The organism is Candidatus Poribacteria bacterium, assembly GCA_021295755.1.
Taxonomy (GTDB): Bacteria; Poribacteria; WGA-4E; order WGA-4E; family PCPOR2b; genus PCPOR2b.
Map to the genome: position 1 here is coordinate 1 of JAGWBT010000068.1, position 15,486 is coordinate 15,486.

At 49.1% G+C, this 15,486-nt stretch carries 15 protein-coding genes; 12 read left to right on the forward strand and 3 right to left on the reverse strand.

The window, feature by feature from the left end; translation table 11 throughout:
- Nucleotides 1-72: 72 nt before the first annotated feature.
- Complete coding sequence (locus tag J4G02_11265) at nucleotides 73-1,722, reverse strand: T9SS type A sorting domain-containing protein (GenBank protein MCE2395155.1); 1,650 nt, start codon at nucleotides 1,720-1,722, stop codon at nucleotides 73-75.
- Between the two features lie 637 nt (nucleotides 1,723-2,359).
- Between J4G02_11265 and J4G02_11270 the strand changes: the two genes are divergently transcribed.
- From J4G02_11270 to J4G02_11320, 11 genes are all read left to right on the forward strand, one after another.
- Nucleotides 2,360-3,544: a hypothetical protein gene (locus tag J4G02_11270; GenBank protein ID MCE2395156.1), complete on the forward strand. Its 1,185-nt coding sequence runs from the start codon at nucleotides 2,360-2,362 to the stop codon at nucleotides 3,542-3,544.
- Nucleotides 3,545-3,586: 42 nt separating this feature from the next.
- Entirely contained in the window at nucleotides 3,587-4,828 is a 1,242-nt protein-coding gene (locus tag J4G02_11275) for an ArgE/DapE family deacylase (GenBank protein ID MCE2395157.1), read from the forward strand.
- Between the two features lie 176 nt (nucleotides 4,829-5,004).
- Nucleotides 5,005-5,805: an isochorismatase family protein gene (locus J4G02_11280; protein MCE2395158.1), complete on the forward strand. Its 801-nt coding sequence runs from the start codon at nucleotides 5,005-5,007 to the stop codon at nucleotides 5,803-5,805.
- 93 nt (nucleotides 5,806-5,898) lie between these two features.
- Nucleotides 5,899-7,272 (forward strand): hypothetical protein, encoded by a 1,374-nt coding sequence (locus tag J4G02_11285; GenBank protein MCE2395159.1) that lies wholly within the window; start codon nucleotides 5,899-5,901, stop codon nucleotides 7,270-7,272.
- A 312-nt stretch (nucleotides 7,273-7,584) separates the two neighbouring features.
- Entirely contained in the window at nucleotides 7,585-8,616 is a 1,032-nt protein-coding gene (locus J4G02_11290) for a metallophosphoesterase (GenBank protein ID MCE2395160.1), read from the forward strand.
- 66 nt (nucleotides 8,617-8,682) lie between these two features.
- Nucleotides 8,683-9,351, forward strand: coding sequence for a CYTH domain-containing protein (locus tag J4G02_11295; GenBank protein MCE2395161.1), 669 nt, complete (start codon nucleotides 8,683-8,685; stop codon nucleotides 9,349-9,351).
- A 21-nt stretch (nucleotides 9,352-9,372) separates the two neighbouring features.
- Nucleotides 9,373-9,843 carry a CHAD domain-containing protein gene (locus J4G02_11300; GenBank protein ID MCE2395162.1) on the forward strand — a complete coding sequence of 157 codons (471 nt, stop codon included), beginning with the start codon at nucleotides 9,373-9,375 and terminating at the stop codon, nucleotides 9,841-9,843.
- 2 nt (nucleotides 9,844-9,845) lie between these two features.
- Nucleotides 9,846-10,349, forward strand: coding sequence for a CHAD domain-containing protein (locus tag J4G02_11305; protein ID MCE2395163.1), 504 nt, complete (start codon nucleotides 9,846-9,848; stop codon nucleotides 10,347-10,349).
- A 61-nt stretch (nucleotides 10,350-10,410) separates the two neighbouring features.
- Nucleotides 10,411-11,388, forward strand: a complete 978-nt coding sequence (locus tag J4G02_11310) for an ROK family protein (GenBank protein MCE2395164.1) — start codon at nucleotides 10,411-10,413, stop codon at nucleotides 11,386-11,388.
- Between the two features lie 42 nt (nucleotides 11,389-11,430).
- Nucleotides 11,431-11,838 carry a hypothetical protein gene (locus tag J4G02_11315; protein ID MCE2395165.1) on the forward strand — a complete coding sequence of 136 codons (408 nt, stop codon included), beginning with the start codon at nucleotides 11,431-11,433 and terminating at the stop codon, nucleotides 11,836-11,838.
- A gap of 199 nt (nucleotides 11,839-12,037) precedes the next feature.
- Nucleotides 12,038-12,532 (forward strand): hypothetical protein, encoded by a 495-nt coding sequence (locus tag J4G02_11320; GenBank protein MCE2395166.1) that lies wholly within the window; start codon nucleotides 12,038-12,040, stop codon nucleotides 12,530-12,532.
- Between the two features lie 30 nt (nucleotides 12,533-12,562).
- Here J4G02_11320 and J4G02_11325 read toward each other — a convergent pair whose 3' ends face one another.
- Nucleotides 12,563-13,585, reverse strand: coding sequence for a Gfo/Idh/MocA family oxidoreductase (locus J4G02_11325; protein MCE2395167.1), 1,023 nt, complete (start codon nucleotides 13,583-13,585; stop codon nucleotides 12,563-12,565).
- A 5-nt stretch (nucleotides 13,586-13,590) separates the two neighbouring features.
- The gene (locus J4G02_11330; protein MCE2395168.1) at nucleotides 13,591-14,736 is read right to left on the reverse strand and encodes a DegT/DnrJ/EryC1/StrS family aminotransferase; all 1,146 of its coding nucleotides are present in this window, start codon (nucleotides 14,734-14,736) and stop codon (nucleotides 13,591-13,593) included.
- Nucleotides 14,737-15,163: 427 nt separating this feature from the next.
- Between J4G02_11330 and J4G02_11335 the strand changes: the two genes are divergently transcribed.
- Nucleotides 15,164-15,486, forward strand: a 323-nt coding sequence (locus J4G02_11335; protein MCE2395169.1) for an alpha-glucosidase/alpha-galactosidase, incomplete at its 3' end; no start/stop codon positions are given.

A 15,486-nucleotide genomic window follows, 5' to 3' on the forward strand; every position in this document is an offset into this window, starting at 1 on the left:
TCAACCCGCTCATCAGTGATGGCTGAAACCCCCTATTCATCAGGGTTACAACCATCATAGGGTCATTTGATACTATTTTAGGATAACCATACGGCGGGTCTCTGAAAACACATCTGCTTTGAGCGTATAAAAATAGATACCACTTGAAACTGACTCGCCCAACCGGTCCTTACCATTCCAATAGGCAGCAGTCTCTCTATTGAGATAGCTGCCCGCTAGCTGCTGACTAATGTCCAACTGATGGACTAGCTTGCCTTGGATATTATAGATACGAATGCTCACGTCCGCATCCTCCTCTAGCGTGTAAGGTATCCATGTTTCGGGGTTAAACGGGTTAGGAAAGTTTTGAAGCAACGCGGTCCGTTTGATGTCCCCAAATATGGTCAGCGCCAAGTCACCGCGCGGCTCGACGGACAACGGCAGATTAAGACTTGCTTCATCTTCGGTATCAAAGACATACACGGAACCTGCATCAACGCCGTTAGCAGTGACAGCCCACCGTACGCCGATAGCAGCGAAGTTGAAGTTTCGTCCTAATACCCCATCAATGGCAACGGCACTGCCCATGTTATCGCCGCTAGTTAGATTTTGACCTCGAGCTTGGTCCAGCATTTGTTTAGGTATGATTGTCGCCTGTAATACCCAGTCGGCACCGACCTTCAAAAAAGCATAAGCTGCACCGGAATCGTTACCTACTTTCGTATCAGTCGTAGGCGCGCCGACAAGGGCACGGTTGATATCAATCGCAACCGTTACCCCGAAACCGGCATCTTCCTGAAGATCCTTAGCATTCAATTTGGCTTCCTGTGTATAGACATCCGCGACACTGCTAAAGATATACGCGGAGCCGGAACCGCGTTTCTTCGCATCATTCTCATCTCTACTGGCTCCGACAATAACGCGATTCTTGCTGACATCAACAGAAAAACCAAAAGCATCACCGCCATCCCCGTCTTCAGGGGTCAACTTTGCCACCTGTACCCAATCGTCTCCGTGCCGCTTAAAAACATAAGCAGCACCGGAGTTCCTCTCGGGTGCAGCAGTGAGCGGTGCACCGGCAATGATAGTGTCTCCATCAACACCGACATCCCACCCTAACCGAGCTCTCGGTGCTGCGTCGTCTGCCTGGAGTTTGGCTTTTTGTTCCCACGTACCTCCTTCCTGCACGTAAACATATACGGCCCCTTTTTGCTCGTCATGATAGGGGGATCCAATAGCGAGGAGATTGTCTCCACTGAGGTCAACAGCATATCCGAACCGGTCTTCGTTTTGGGCATCGGCGGCTTTGAAGTTTTGCACCGGAATAAAACCTCCGGTTCCTCGACGGTAGGTATAGACTCTTCCAGGACCACCTCCCAAAACCCAGCCGGCAACTACCTTTTGACCACCAAATTCGTAAGCACTAATGACAGCGGTGTTACTACTGATAGCAACAGCGTGTCCAAACCAATCCCTCATAACATCATCTTGTGTCCTAAAGTGATTCAAAACCTCCCACCTCTTGCCATTCTGTTCAAGGATAAAGACACCGCCCTTATTTCCGGTATACGAGGTGTACCCGGCGATGAGAGTCTTCCCACTGACATCAACGGAATGTCCCCAACTAGTATTTACGCCAGCCGGAGCAGGAATAATCACTGGTTTAGGAGTTTTGGCGTCACTTAGTAAAACCTGCCCAACCAATAGAATCAAACAGGAAAAGATAATTTGCAAGGTTTTCATTGATAACGCTCCGTTCGGACTGAACCGTCTCCTCAATCAACAGTCATGTTGTTGTATCGAAATGTGAATATTGACCTACAGGGCATATATTATTTTCATCTTAAGTTGCCATCCATTGAAAATTAGAGGGTGGCGGAAAACATTGGTAGGGCTATTTTACACGATTCGATTCAAGTTGTCAACGGGCTCTAATCCGATCACATTCCTCACATTATAATTATCATATAAATACAGATGTATTATAATATAGACACAAATTCCTACTGGGAGTTCTCAAGTTTTTTTATCGAATCCGGATTAATTCTATAATAGCTAGAGGGACGGTGCCCTTATCAGGTTCGGAATAAGATCTCACCGGCTGCTGAGGTTTTAGCCGGTGGCAGGCAGAACTAACTCCGGGTGTCTACTATCATATGGACCACTGCAAATCTGGATAGATTCCCTGAAGATTTGCTGAATCTTATTTTTCTTTTGATGGACTTTACCCTCTGTGGTACAATACGATATGCCATCTTTCAATCCAATCTTAACGCTGGAGCAGTGAGTAGGTGGGCAGTAAGTTCACAGATCTATAGGGGCTGAATCCCCGATTGTGTTTGATGCATTACTTACTACATTTCCGTCAGAGAGGAAAGCGATGGATGAAAAAAGGCAATATCGACATCAAGGGTTGACAATCTGCACACTCGGCGGGGTGGGACACGGCAAAACGATGCTAGCTGCCGGAATAATCAAGGTGGTCTCACGGATTGGCTCCACACAGATGGATGCGGCTGATTTTGAAGCGCAGCAACCTACACATCACTCAATAGGACTACAAACTTACGTTAGTTATAAAGTAGTTGATTATGAAACAAGTGGTAGACATTACACACATCTTGATGGCATGAGTCATGGGGATAACATCAAGATGTTGATAGGTGGTTCACCGGAGATTCGTGGGGCGATTTTGGTGGTGAGCGCCGTTGATGGCGTAACGAGGGAAGCCGAAGCTGAGATCCGGCTTGCGAGTCAAGTTCGCGTCCCTACGGTTGTCACCTTTTTGAACAAAGCAGAGAAGGTCAAGGATCCAGAATTAATCGAAATCTGTGAGATGGAGATTCGTGAGATACTTACGGATTGCGGTTATGCGGCGGAAGAGTCACCTATCATTGTTGGCGATGCGGAGAAGGCGTGTAACTATAAGGGGCAAAATCTTAATTCGGATCATTGGAAACCGATTATTGATCTGATCTTCGCGATGAATCGTTGTATGCCGCAACCGCTGAATCCACTTGAACTGCCGTTGCTGATGCCGATCCGCAAAGTAGTTGACAACCCCAAAGGCACTTCGACGCTATACGGTGGGGCAGTACAGGGTGGTCTGGCGGTTGGACATCCGGTTGATGTCGTCGGCAAAGGGGATCGTATTAAGACCCGTTGCGTCGGTTTGCGACACAGTGATGCGACTGAGAGTGCAGAAGACGAGGTCCAAGTTGATGCGGAAATGGGGTGGATTACGCCGGGGCAAGTTGTTTCACAACCAAAGAGCATCAAGTCACACACCGAATTTGCGGCGGCGGTTTACGTGATGACCCAAGAGGAGTGCGGAACACATATCCCCCTTGTTGGGAACGACAAACCGGAGATTCACCTCTGGACAATTGACGTTACAGGACATCTCCACCTTTCGTCCGAGGTTGCGATTGTCAATCCGGGAGAACATACAACCGTGCAAATTTCGCTTGATGTACCAATGGCACTATCAATCGGCACACGCTTCGAAATCAAGAAGATGGAAGTAAAGATTGGCATGGGAGTTGTAACAGAAATTATAGAGTAAAGTATCCAATTCACTCGCTGCGAGACCACAAAGGAAGTGATTATGGAGAAGATATATAACTATATTGAAAAAGGCAAGACACAACTTTGCGATTCATTGAAAGAATTGGTCAGGATTCCGACTGTGAACCCGCCCGGCACAAACTATGCAGAAATTGTACAGCTGCTTCAGGAACGGTGCGAGGCACTCGGCATGAGTACAAAGATTGTGCCGGTCCCTCAAGCCGAAGCGCAGACAGTTGTGCCACACGCAGACGATTATCCGCGCATGAACCTGATCGCGAGGTGGGACGTTGGGGCAGAAAAGACCGTTCATTTCAATGCTCACTACGATGTTGTTCCGGTCTCCGGCGATTGGCGCATCGATCCGTTTAAGCCAGAAATTGTCGGGGATTGGCTCTACGGTAGGGGTGCAGACGACATGAAGGACTCCATCGCTGCACTGCTATTTGCAATGGCAGCGCTGCAGGAGAACGGTGTCCAACCCGCTTTCAATATCGAGTGTTCGCTCACCTGCGACGAAGAAACCGGTGGTGAGTTAGGTGCAGGATACGTCGCACGTAACGGATTGGTTCAAGCAGATTATGTTGTCAATTGCGAGGGCGGATCCGTTCTCAACGTAGGTGTGGGTCACAACGGCGTGTTGTGGCTGGAAGTGAAAGTTCATGGCAAAGCAGCACATGCCGCCAATCCAGACAAGGGATTGAATGCATTTGAAAAGGCAGCGGCTCTCGTCACGGGGATTCAACCCTTAAAGCAGCAGTTGAAAGCGTCAGATCGTGTCTTCAAAACCTTTTCGGGTGATGACCGATACCCTACACTTAACATCGGCGGCATCTTTCACGGCACGGAGGGCGATAAGGTCAATACCGTTCCTGCGCAGACAACCTTCTCCATAGATCGGAGAATCCTCCCCAACGAGCGCCTAGCAACGTCGGAAGCGGAGCTGCGTGGGGCGATTCAGGAGGTCTGTCAATCCGATGCGGAAATGAAGGTAGATGTAACCTCGATACTGAGGATTGACCCGTGCGTTGTGGAGCCAGAACATCATTTTCCCCAAGCGTTTGCGCGAGCGGTGCGTAGCATACGTCGTCAACCGATTAAGTTTAGCACAACAAGTGGCTTTACTGATTTGCATTTCTTTGTTGAAGAAGGTGGACTGCCCGGCGTCGGTTATGGGCCCAATGGACAGGGGGCACACGGTATGAACGAGCGGGTCAGCGTATCAGATCTGGTTAAGACCACAAAGGTGTATGCAACATTCATGGCGAGAGGAATATCGTGAAAGATTCATCTCAAAAGAAAGCGCAAAACGATAAGCGCGTGAAACGTGATGCGTGAAACGTAAAAACCATTTGTTCATTAGTTTATTGGTTCATTGGTGCAGGCGGGCTAGAAGCCCTAATCTGTTGGACTCATAGATAAAGAAAGTACAAAACAGGGAAGCACGGAGGAGACACAATGATAGCCAACATCCCACTCATCATATCTGGAGCGAGCGGGTTTACTAATGATAATGCACTGCAATTGACAACCCTTCGGCAAACGCCTAAGACGACCGGGCGCAACGGCTGGCGGGTTGTCGAAGAAGAGGTTCTCTGGCAACCAGCCGAAACAGCAATTATTATCGTGGATATGTGGAACAAACACTGGTCATGGGGGGCAACAGAGCGTGTCGATATCATGGCGCCACGAATGAATGCTGTAATTAATACCGCTAGAGATCGAGGGATACAGATTATTCACGCACCGTCAGATACGATGGATTTCTACGATGGACACCCTGCGAGGGCTTGGGTACTTGATGTCCCGCACGTAGAAATGCCTGATCCTATTGAGCATCCAGATCCACCCCAACCGGTTGATTCATCGGACGGCGGTTCGGATACTGGCGAGGAAAACAGTTTCAAAGCGTGGCACTGTCAACACCCAGCAATTGAAATTAAAGATGGGGACGCCATCAGCGACAACGGCCAAGAGGTGTATAACATCCTCAAGCAAAAGGGGATTAAGAATCTACTCTACATGGGCGTCCACACCAATATGTGCGTACTAGGCAGATCCTTCGCGATTAAAGCGATGGTTCAGTCAAGGCAGTTCAACGTTGCATTGGTTCGAGATCTCACTGACGCAATGTACAATCCGTTCAAGCCCCCTTATGTCAGTCACGAAGAAGGAACACAACTAATCATCGCGTACATAGAAAAATTCTGGTGTTCGACAATAACGAGTGACGATCTGACCGCAAATTCGCCTCAGTAGATTGGTGTATCCTAAGGCAGTTTTTCAAATCCGCCAGTTTACCCTTGCTGCACACGGTGATTGCGCTTAACACGATACGGATGTGAGCAAAACATGAAACGGACACGTTTCTGGTTGATGTTATTCAGCGCGCCTCTTGTGTTTGGTTCTATGCTAGCGGGTGCTTCAGAGAACATCCCCATCGCAATTGCCTATCAAGGTCAATTTGCACCGCGCGGAGTCAGTGATGGTGTTGGGGGAACGGTTGTTATCTGGGAGGACTTCCGTACTGGCAAGGATTGGGAGGTTTACGCTCAACGGCTTAACTCCGATGGTATCCCGTTATGGGCTGAGGACGGCGTGCCAATTTGCGAGAAAAGGCGAGATCAGCGATGGCTGCGACTGGTGCGTAATGACGATCGGATAATCATTGCTTGGACGGATCAACGTGCACCAGGGAATTGGGATGTCTACGCTCAAACAATCGATCTGTCAGGAAATAAACTGATGCCTGATGGGGGTGTTCCCGTATGTACACACCCGGCTGACCAATCTGATATAGAAATGCTAAGTGATGGATCAGGTGGAGCAGTTATCGTTTGGAAAGACCGGCGTCGAGACCCCGACTTACATGATCTCTATGTTCAGCGAATTGATGGAAACGGTCAACCGATGTGGCAACTTGATGGTGTACCAGTCTTCCCTTCCGAAGCACTTCAGAGCACTCCCCGGTTGGTTTCTGGCGATGCAGATAGTTTTTACGTTGTCTGGTGGGAGGTCATTGGTTACGAGCAGTGGGATATCATGGCACATCGCATAGGCATGGACGGTAAACACGTTTGGCAGGCACCAACGGTTGTTTCACCTATGGAAGGATTACAAGGTGAACCCCGTGCTGTGAGTGATGGACGGGGTGGACTTATCGTCGTCTGGCAAATCTATGAGAATTTTATCAACGATGATTTTTATGCGCAGCGGATAGACCCAGTGGGAAACAAGGTTTGGGAGGCGAATGGTGTGCCGATTTGCAATGCAGAGGGAGTTCAAAAAAATCGGACAATTACGAGCGACGGGCACGGGGGAGTGGTAGCCGTCTGGCGAGACGAGCGGGATGTCTTTTCGGATCTTTATGCCCAGCGGATTGATGCCAATGGAATCCCCCGGTGGAAACGCAACGGAATCCCGCTGTGTGTCGCTGGCGGCTATCAAGACAAACCGTTCTTGACCCGCTGTGGTGAAAACGAGTTTTTTGTTGCGTGGCTCGATTTTCGAGAAGATTATGGTGACGAGAGCAATGATGCTATCTATGGGCAGAAAATCAATTTAGAGGGGAAAGCACTTTGGACTGAAAACGGAATTCCTCTATGCACGGCGGACGGCGTGCAGCAACCGCCTTATGTTATCGAATCCGAATCGGGACAATTAAGCGTTGTGTGGAGCGATGCCCGCAGCGATATTGGTGATATTTATATGTATCGTTTGAAATGAAGCGTTGGCTCATGTCAAAAGAAAGTGCAAAACATGCACAACGTGAAACATAATGCGTAATGTATATAAGGAAGTAATGGGGCACTAGTGCATTAGTTCAATCCCCTGACCCACAAGGCTCAAAAAAGACAGTGCAAAATGCAAAGAGAAACCGAGTTTTTGGGAGTAAGGAACAACGATCGTTCTTCCCCACAGTTGCTGTTGCACGATTTCTTAACATGAACCGAAGCATTAAATCAGAGATGCAATATCTATCGGTTCTCTATTTGCTTTAGAACTTTCTAAAGAGCAGCCTACCCTGTGTAATTGCTTATGCGTTTATGGTATATTATCTCAGATATCCACGGCAGCTACCGAGCTTTTCGTAATCTGCTACTGCACGCACAGTTAGTTGATGAGAACAATCAATGGATCGGTGGGGAGGCGCATCTGTTTCTCCTCGGAGATTATGTTACAAGCGGTCCCGATTCCAAGCAGGTAATCGATTTGATCCGATCGCTAGAATGTCAGGTTCCGGATCAGGTGATTGCGCTTCTTGGAAACCATGAACTCCTCCTCTTGCGCGCCATTCACGACAAGCACCATCGCCAAGAGTGGTTGGCAAATCCCGAACATTGGCAGACGATAGCTTCATGGGCGGGGGCAAACGAGGAATTGGACAATTCGCTGCAGTCCCTTCACATTGAGCCGCTTTCGACACAGACGATCGCAGAGATTTATCAGGCGGTCGCGAAATCCGATCCCGCTTCCGATTTGCTAATTGAACAAGCAACACAGCAGTGGCGGTTTAACCACCCTCACTTTACTTCGGATCTCTGGGAAGTGTGGTCGCTGTTTCTCCGTACTATTGAAGCGGATGGCACGTTGGAATGGATTGAGAAGTTGCCGGTTGCGCATCGGGCAAACGAGTGGGGATTATTCCACGCTGGACCGCCAATCGGGTTTGATGGTAACATCAACGACCTAAACAATCAGTTTGATGTTCTCCGCCAGGCGGGCAGCTTTGCACACCCGTTGTTAGTGTCTGACGGCTCGTTGAACAGTCCGGTTGGTACACGCCGCTGGTGGGAGGAGGTATCACAGGTGGAACTCCTACTCAATCGGTTTGAGATTGAACGGTGTGCTTTCGGGCATGATCCGAAGGCGATCGAACCGCGTGGAATAGTTGGAAGTGTTTGGGATAAGGCGGTGAGTACCGATCCGTATATGCGTGGAAACATCGAAGGCATGATTCGGATCCATGGCAGCTGTGTCGATGCCATTTATACGGATGCAGCGGTTTCGATTCTTCAGAACATCTACCCACAACGAACGTTTTTCACAGTAAACCGGTTAATCGGCTGATTCCTCGATATACCTAAAATTCAGCGGTTGAAAGGGAATCCTAATAATCTTTAGTGTGACTATATAATGATCGAAGTTGAAGCAAAATTTCAGGCAGAGTCGCCACAGGTGTTCAATCAGATTCGATTGCAGAAGCAGGTGGCGGGGTATACACTTTCGGATCACAGAAATACCCCGCAACAGGATACCTATCTCGACACAACCACCGGACTGCTTACACGAAATGGTGCTGCTTTGCGGATTAGGCAGAAGATTCTCACAGCCGGAGTCGTAGAGGAAAGGATACAACTCGTTACATTCAAAGCCCAAACCGAAGATATTTATACGTATACAGAACTCGAAATGCCGATTACCGACCAACAGGTGCAAGCACTCTTAAGTGGAAACCTTGAGAAGGTTCACGTTGAGGCCGTCGAAGTGGCTGTGAAACATCTGAAGGAAGAGAAGGTAGCTCCCATCTTGCACGTCGAAAATTGCCGTGAAACGTGGCACTTAAATGCGGAGGCGGGTGGTATCGAAGTTTGTCTTGATGAGGTACAGTATGTGAATATGGATAGAACAGAATCTGTTCAGGAGTATGGCGTCGAGTTAGAACTTAAAACCGGCGAACCTGCGTTCCTAGAACAGATTGCTGACGCATTATCTCAACAATACGATCTAATCCCGACCTTCCAATCGAAATATGAGCGAGGCGTAAGGCTCCTGAATGTGTTTGGCGTCAAGGCGGAGAATTAGAAAAAGGAAATTATCGATAATATGGCGAAGGCATTGACCGTCAAAGGTATTGCACCGAAAAAAAGTCTTGAGGAGTGCGCGCGCAGGATTATCACAACTCGGCTGCATGAGATGATGTCTTTCAAAGAGGGGGCGATTGATGGGACAGATATCGAGTACGTTCATGATATGCGGGTCGCTTCCCGACGGCTACGCGCTGCAATGCGAAACTTTGCGGATTGCTTTACCCGAAAAAAGAAGTTTCGTAGGCACCTCAAACGGGTCGAGCGGATTACAAGTAAGCTGGGAGACGTGCGCGATTTAGATGTGTTGATTGATCGCTTTCAAAAAGACCTAAAAACGATGCCCGAAGATGCACAGAGTGATGTTCAAAACTTAGTAAGACATCTCCAACGAGAACGGGAAGAGCGGCGGGTGCCGATGTTTAGGATGTTTGAAGAGTTGGACAAGAGTAACTTCGAGCGGAAGTTCTTGAAATTTTTCAAGGTATAGATATGGCAAAAGCATGGAAGGCAAAGGGGATTCAACCACAATCAAGCTATCGTTGGAATGCACAGGTTATCCTTGCTGTAAAGATCCAGGAAGTATACTCGTGGGTGGAATTTATTCGCGACCCGGATAAAATCAAAGAACTTCATAACCTGCGAATATCAATTAAGCGGCTGCGCTATTCGATGGAGTTTTTCGCCATCAACTATGGTGAGGAGTTTGAAGATTTCCTGAAGATACTGGCTGATTTGCAGGAACAACTGGGGGATATTCATGATTGCGATGTCGTCGAGATGGTTTTGACGGATTATTTGCAAAATCTCCCGAATCAAGGGGATTCAGAAACTGATGCGATTGGCATCAATGTCCTTCTGCTCCGCTACCGTGAGATGCGGAAGGCAAAGTATCAAGCGTTCTTGGAGCAATGGGATGCACTTGAGGAGGCAGATTTCAAGGGACAACTCCTTAGGGTTGTTACAGGTGAATCGGGAGCAGCAGCATCCTCCTAAGGAGCTAGGTCGAATTTAAGAAGCGAGCCACTTAGGTCAGGGCATAAAGGAGATATAGAAAATGGCGGTGAACGACGATTATGTTGTTGGGGTCGATATGGGAGGCACGAAGATTTTGGCTGCCGTAATTAACGGTAAGGGAGAAATTGTTCAGCAAGCCAAAACGGCAACAAAGCCAAAGAAAGGGCCGGATGAAGTAATTAAACGGATTGAGCGATGTATCGGAGAAGCGATTGACGGTGCTGAACTCAAACCTTCTCAGATTAGCGCAATAGGTATCGGATCACCGGGCCCACTCGATCCGGAGACAGGTGTCATCATCTTCGCGCCTAACCTTGGTTGGTCAAATGTGCCGCTCAAAGCGAAACTAGAAGCAAACCTTGGCATTCCTACCTTCGTTGATAATGATGTCAATGTGGGGACACTCGGTGAATATGCCTTCGGTGCCGGACAAGGGGAAAAAAATCTCGTCGGGATTTTCGTCGGCACCGGAATCGGCGGTGGTATCATCTTAGATGGAAAACTCTTTCACGGTGTCAACAAAACCGCGGGAGAAATCGGTCACATGATTGTGAAAGCGAACGGTCCCCGGTGTGGTTGCGGCAATTTCGGGTGTCTAGAGGCTGTTGCCAGCCGTACCGCAATTACTAAGAAACTTCAGAAAGCTATCCTGAAAAAAGGGAAGAAAAGCATACTCACCAAGCTGAATGGCGGCAAACTCGACCAAATTCGGAGTCAAGCCATTGCTAAAGCTGTCAAGCGCGGCGATAAGCCGACGATTAAAGTGATGCAACGCGCCGGGAAATATCTGGGAATTAGTGTCGCCTCGATTGTCCATTTCTTGAACCCTGAAATGGTTGTGCTCGGTGGGGGTGTTATCGAAGCGATGGGGGATAGTTTGTTAGATCCGATCCGCCAAGCGGCAGCTAAGTATGCTTTACCCACAACAATGGACGGTGTTCAGATTGTCGAAGCAACTCTTGGCGATAACGCGGGTGTGATAGGGGCAGCTGTCTTAGCGCGTCAAAGGTTGTCGTGAAATGCAAACGGAGAGAATTATCAACAGAGCAAGGAGGCGTAAATGCCATATAAAATCTATCCCGCTGCTGCTGCCGATGCCTCAACGGCGTTCCAGATTGAACTCGATTCGCGTGCAATCGAGGCGATGGAGGAGATCGAAAACAGTGGGGCGCAGGGAGCGACACGTGAGGAAATCTTACGAAAGCATCTTAGCACAGACTATGACAAAGGCTACCGGGGAACGGCTTACGGACTTCACGGGATTTCGGAGGGTTTGACCCCAGCGCGGCTTGCCGAAATGCTTGACGAACATGGTGAGTCCTTTGATCCCTGTGCAGAACGAGATACATTCGATCACAGTATGATGGTCAATGTCGAATCGGAGTTAGATTCGCAGCTGGAATTTATTCCCGATCGGATTTTCGATGCTATCGTGGATGCTTACAAGCAGGAATTGATCGCTAGTTGAAACCACCAAAGATTAAAGAGGTTACATAATCAGGACTTACGCACTTCGATTGTAGTTGCCCGATTCATCGGGCGTCCGCTCCGAGCCCAGGGTTGGGAACGGCGTCTTGCGGCGATGAATCGCCGAGCTACAGGGCTTTGGCCGTTTAACTGCGTAAGTCCTAATAATGAGTAACACCATCAAACTAGGAGCGTGTATCATGATTTTGGAAAATTGGGTTGTATCCGCATCAAAAATCAAAAGGGCTTTCGTCGCAATCACCGACCATGTGGTGACGCGGGTGAATCTCGAACCGCTTGAAGATGGCGAAGGGACAGTAGGGGTGAAAGCCGTGTGGGAGGGTGAACGTGGCGAAAGCACCTTAAACGTAGACGCGCCCTCCTTGAAAGGTAACATCAGAACGGCTGGAGATAAGGCACCAACAGTCGAATACTGGCAAAAGGAGGATAAGCGCGGCTTTGCGTTGCGAAACCCGAGAAGTATCTCCTGTGAATTCGACGAGGAGACGTTCAAGAAAATTGAGACGGGCAAAGCAGCCGGGATTGCGGTCGCTGCCGGTGCCGCTGTTGGACTAGTCGGCTGGTGCGCCCTAGTGCTTTTGGGTCGAGCAGCACTTGTTAAACAGGAAGCAGAATCCGCTTCACCACGCCAAATTGAATCGGACCCCGCTAGCGGAGATCCGGACAACGGGTAGAACCCTAACACCCGATGTGTGACAAGTGAATCAGAAATCGTTGCGTACTTTCACAGTTTGCCCCGTCGAGAGGGATTCGTGTGCTGCCAAGGCAACAGCGACAACCCGCGCACCGTCCCGGACGGAAGGGGTGGGTTCTTTGTCTTCTAGGACCCAGTGTGCCATTTTGTGACAGTAGAGCAGTAGTTCATTTGCATGCCCTTCGATGAGACGTTCCTTGTTAGCTGATGGTTCTGCACTCAAGGTCTCACGTTCAAGCACACCGTCCATACCGAGATCCAAACCGGTTAAGGTGCCTTTTGTGCCGTAGATCACTAATCGCTGATGTGCCTCCGGCGGTGAATTGACCGCGCTGCATATCACAGAGACGCGTCCAAGCGCACCGCTGGCGAACTTAAGATTGAGAATCCACGTATCTTCTATAGGATAGTCTGGGATAACACTGCTGTTCAGGGCGAACGCATGCACGGTGTCAATATCTCCAGCAAACCACCGCACGCAATCTATGGCGTGAGCACCTCCGCCAAAGAGAAAATCCTGCGGTGCCGTAACCCGCCACGGCGTGATTTCACAGACCCTGCGGATATCATGGACATAGCCGGTATCGATCAGCGTTATTTCGCCTAGATTGCCTTTATCAAAGGCGCGACGTGCTGACACGATTTTCGGAAGGTGACGCCAGGTCATCGCTGCAACGAATTTAAGTCTCGTTCGATCCACTAGATGGACCAATCGCTCACAATCCGCCATGGTGGTCACCATCGGTTTGGTGCATATAACATGTTTTCCGGCCTCTAGTGCCGCCGCCGCATGTTCGCCGTGCAGGTGGTCGGGGGTGAAAACGCCGACAACATCAACGTCAGACCGCGATAGCAGCTGTTGATAGTCCTCGGTGACACATCCGATCCCATAATCCTCATGTGCAAGTTTTAGAAGTGCTGGATCTTTGTCCGCCACCGCGCACACCTTTATTGGGCTATCGGCGTTCTGATTCAAAAGCAGGGCACCCTTGCCGACTCCTAACCCGATGATACCCAATCCGAGCGCTGACATTTCGATTATGTCTCCTTGACTTTTTCCTTGAATTCACGGATCGACTTTTCCAGTTCATCGTCCTCTACGCTGTGATGGACAAAAAAGCTCCACATCCCTCGGGTCGATTTCTCAGCATTTGGACATGATCCGGAAACATACTGCACGTAGTCAGGCAGCGGCACGCCGACGGAAGTTCGCCTCATCGCTTGCATGCGCTGGTACTCTACTTCAATGTAGTTAATCTCACCTCTGCACCCTAGTGATTCGGGTCCCCATACCGGATACAGCCAGTAGTTGGGTTGGGTCTCTGGATAGACATACGCCAGCCGCACATTCGGGACGTTACACAGTTCGGTCTCAATCCTTTTAACAAGTTCCCGCCGCCGGGCGTTAAACCGGTCAATCTTTTCCAACTGAGCAAATGCTACCGCACCCTGAAGCTCACTAAAACGGAAATCGTGACCAAACGAGAAGTGTCCCCGCGTTGGCAAACCGTTGACAGGTTTCGCTTCAGGTCGTTCCAAGTCGTACAGATACCACGGCATCCCGGAGTTCGAGAACTCTGTCGCCCGTTTATAGAATTCTGGATCGTCTGTGGCAATCATTCCTCCTTCGCCCGACGTGATATGCTTCGATTGCTGCATGGAGAAGCAGGCAACATCACCGATGGTGCCGACTTTGCGCCCCTTGTAGTAGGCATCGTAGGACTGCGAGCAGTCCTCCACAACCTTCAGGTTGTGTTTCTTGGCGACAGCCATAATCTCGCTCATCATCGCCGGTTGACCGTACAGATGGACAACAATAATAGCGCGTGTCCGCGGCGTAATGCACGCTTCAATTCCCTCGGATGAAATAATCTGTGTCCTCGGATCTATATCGGCAAACACAGGAACGCAGCCAATTGCAACGACTGGGAAAGATACGAAAATCGGTGCGACAGCCGGACAGATTATTTCGTCGCCTACATCTAACCCTAGACTGGCGTAAGCCGTTGTATTGGCACTGGTGCCTGAGTTTACGGCGTGGACATATTTCCGACCCAGATGTTCTCCAAATGCTTCCTCAAATCTCGGAACGAAATTGCTTCGTCCCCACCGCCATGCGTCTTGACTTTCGATGACCTCTTGTAGATAGGTCAGTTCCTCTTCCCCAAAGCAGTTTCTTGGCATGTCGATCCCCCTCTTTCATGAAGTTGTTATTGTAGGAGATGATGCAATGTTCTTTCGCATACTTTATCAGAACGCTTCCTTTCAGTCAATCCGAAATTGTCAATAGGACCATTTAATTCCTTCACAGTTCGATCTCCCGGTCGAAGCTACAGCGGGACAAGATGCCCCGCCTACGGATTTGGGTTATTCCGAAATCGGTCAAAAAACGGAAAACTATGGTAGATTATAGAATTACTTATACACTGCCGATGCACATGTACAGATTAGGAAATCTGTACCCACAAACAACCCCCAAATGTCCACTTATTTCTCTAATTCACCATAAATAACCCTCGTCAACCTTCCTTGTTGATCTAACCCCCAAACCGTGATAGAATGGAGCTAAGACTATCCATCTAGTGAGATTCAATTGGAGGCAGAACTTATTATGGCTAAAATCGCTTTCCTCGGTGCAGGGAGTTTCGGATTCGGCAGACGACTGATTGGAGATCTCCTTTCATTTCCAGAACTGATAGATTCAACCATCCATCTTGTAGACCCTGATAGCGAACGGTTGGAATTGACCCATACTTATGCACAGCGCATCGTGCGTGAGTTGAACCTGCCTACGCAGATTGCTGCGTCAACAGAGCGCGAGCCAGCGTTGGACGGTGCTAATTATGTCATTGTCTCTATTCGGGTGGGAGCCAACATGGGACCAGAAGCGTTGGATGTGCAAATTCCACTTGAGGTCGGTGGACTTCGGCAGAC

Bases quoted from the DNA above. Each gene is read 5' to 3' on its own strand.
- J4G02_11265 (MCE2395155.1), bottom strand. From the start codon at position 1,722: ATGAAAACCTTGCAAATTATCTTTTCCTGTTTGATTCTATTGGTTGGG.
- J4G02_11270 (MCE2395156.1), top strand. From the start codon at position 2,360: ATGGATGAAAAAAGGCAATATCGACATCAAGGGTTGACAATCTGCACA.
- J4G02_11275 (MCE2395157.1), top strand. From the start codon at position 3,587: ATGGAGAAGATATATAACTATATTGAAAAAGGCAAGACACAACTTTGC.
- J4G02_11280 (MCE2395158.1), top strand. From the start codon at position 5,005: ATGATAGCCAACATCCCACTCATCATATCTGGAGCGAGCGGGTTTACT.
- J4G02_11285 (MCE2395159.1), top strand. From the start codon at position 5,899: ATGAAACGGACACGTTTCTGGTTGATGTTATTCAGCGCGCCTCTTGTG.
- J4G02_11290 (MCE2395160.1), top strand. From the start codon at position 7,585: ATGCGTTTATGGTATATTATCTCAGATATCCACGGCAGCTACCGAGCT.
- J4G02_11295 (MCE2395161.1), top strand. From the start codon at position 8,683: ATGATCGAAGTTGAAGCAAAATTTCAGGCAGAGTCGCCACAGGTGTTC.
- J4G02_11300 (MCE2395162.1), top strand. From the start codon at position 9,373: ATGGCGAAGGCATTGACCGTCAAAGGTATTGCACCGAAAAAAAGTCTT.
- J4G02_11305 (MCE2395163.1), top strand. From the start codon at position 9,846: ATGGCAAAAGCATGGAAGGCAAAGGGGATTCAACCACAATCAAGCTAT.
- J4G02_11310 (MCE2395164.1), top strand. From the start codon at position 10,411: ATGGCGGTGAACGACGATTATGTTGTTGGGGTCGATATGGGAGGCACG.
- J4G02_11315 (MCE2395165.1), top strand. From the start codon at position 11,431: ATGCCATATAAAATCTATCCCGCTGCTGCTGCCGATGCCTCAACGGCG.
- J4G02_11320 (MCE2395166.1), top strand. From the start codon at position 12,038: ATGATTTTGGAAAATTGGGTTGTATCCGCATCAAAAATCAAAAGGGCT.
- J4G02_11325 (MCE2395167.1), bottom strand. From the start codon at position 13,585: ATGTCAGCGCTCGGATTGGGTATCATCGGGTTAGGAGTCGGCAAGGGT.
- J4G02_11330 (MCE2395168.1), bottom strand. From the start codon at position 14,736: ATGCCAAGAAACTGCTTTGGGGAAGAGGAACTGACCTATCTACAAGAG.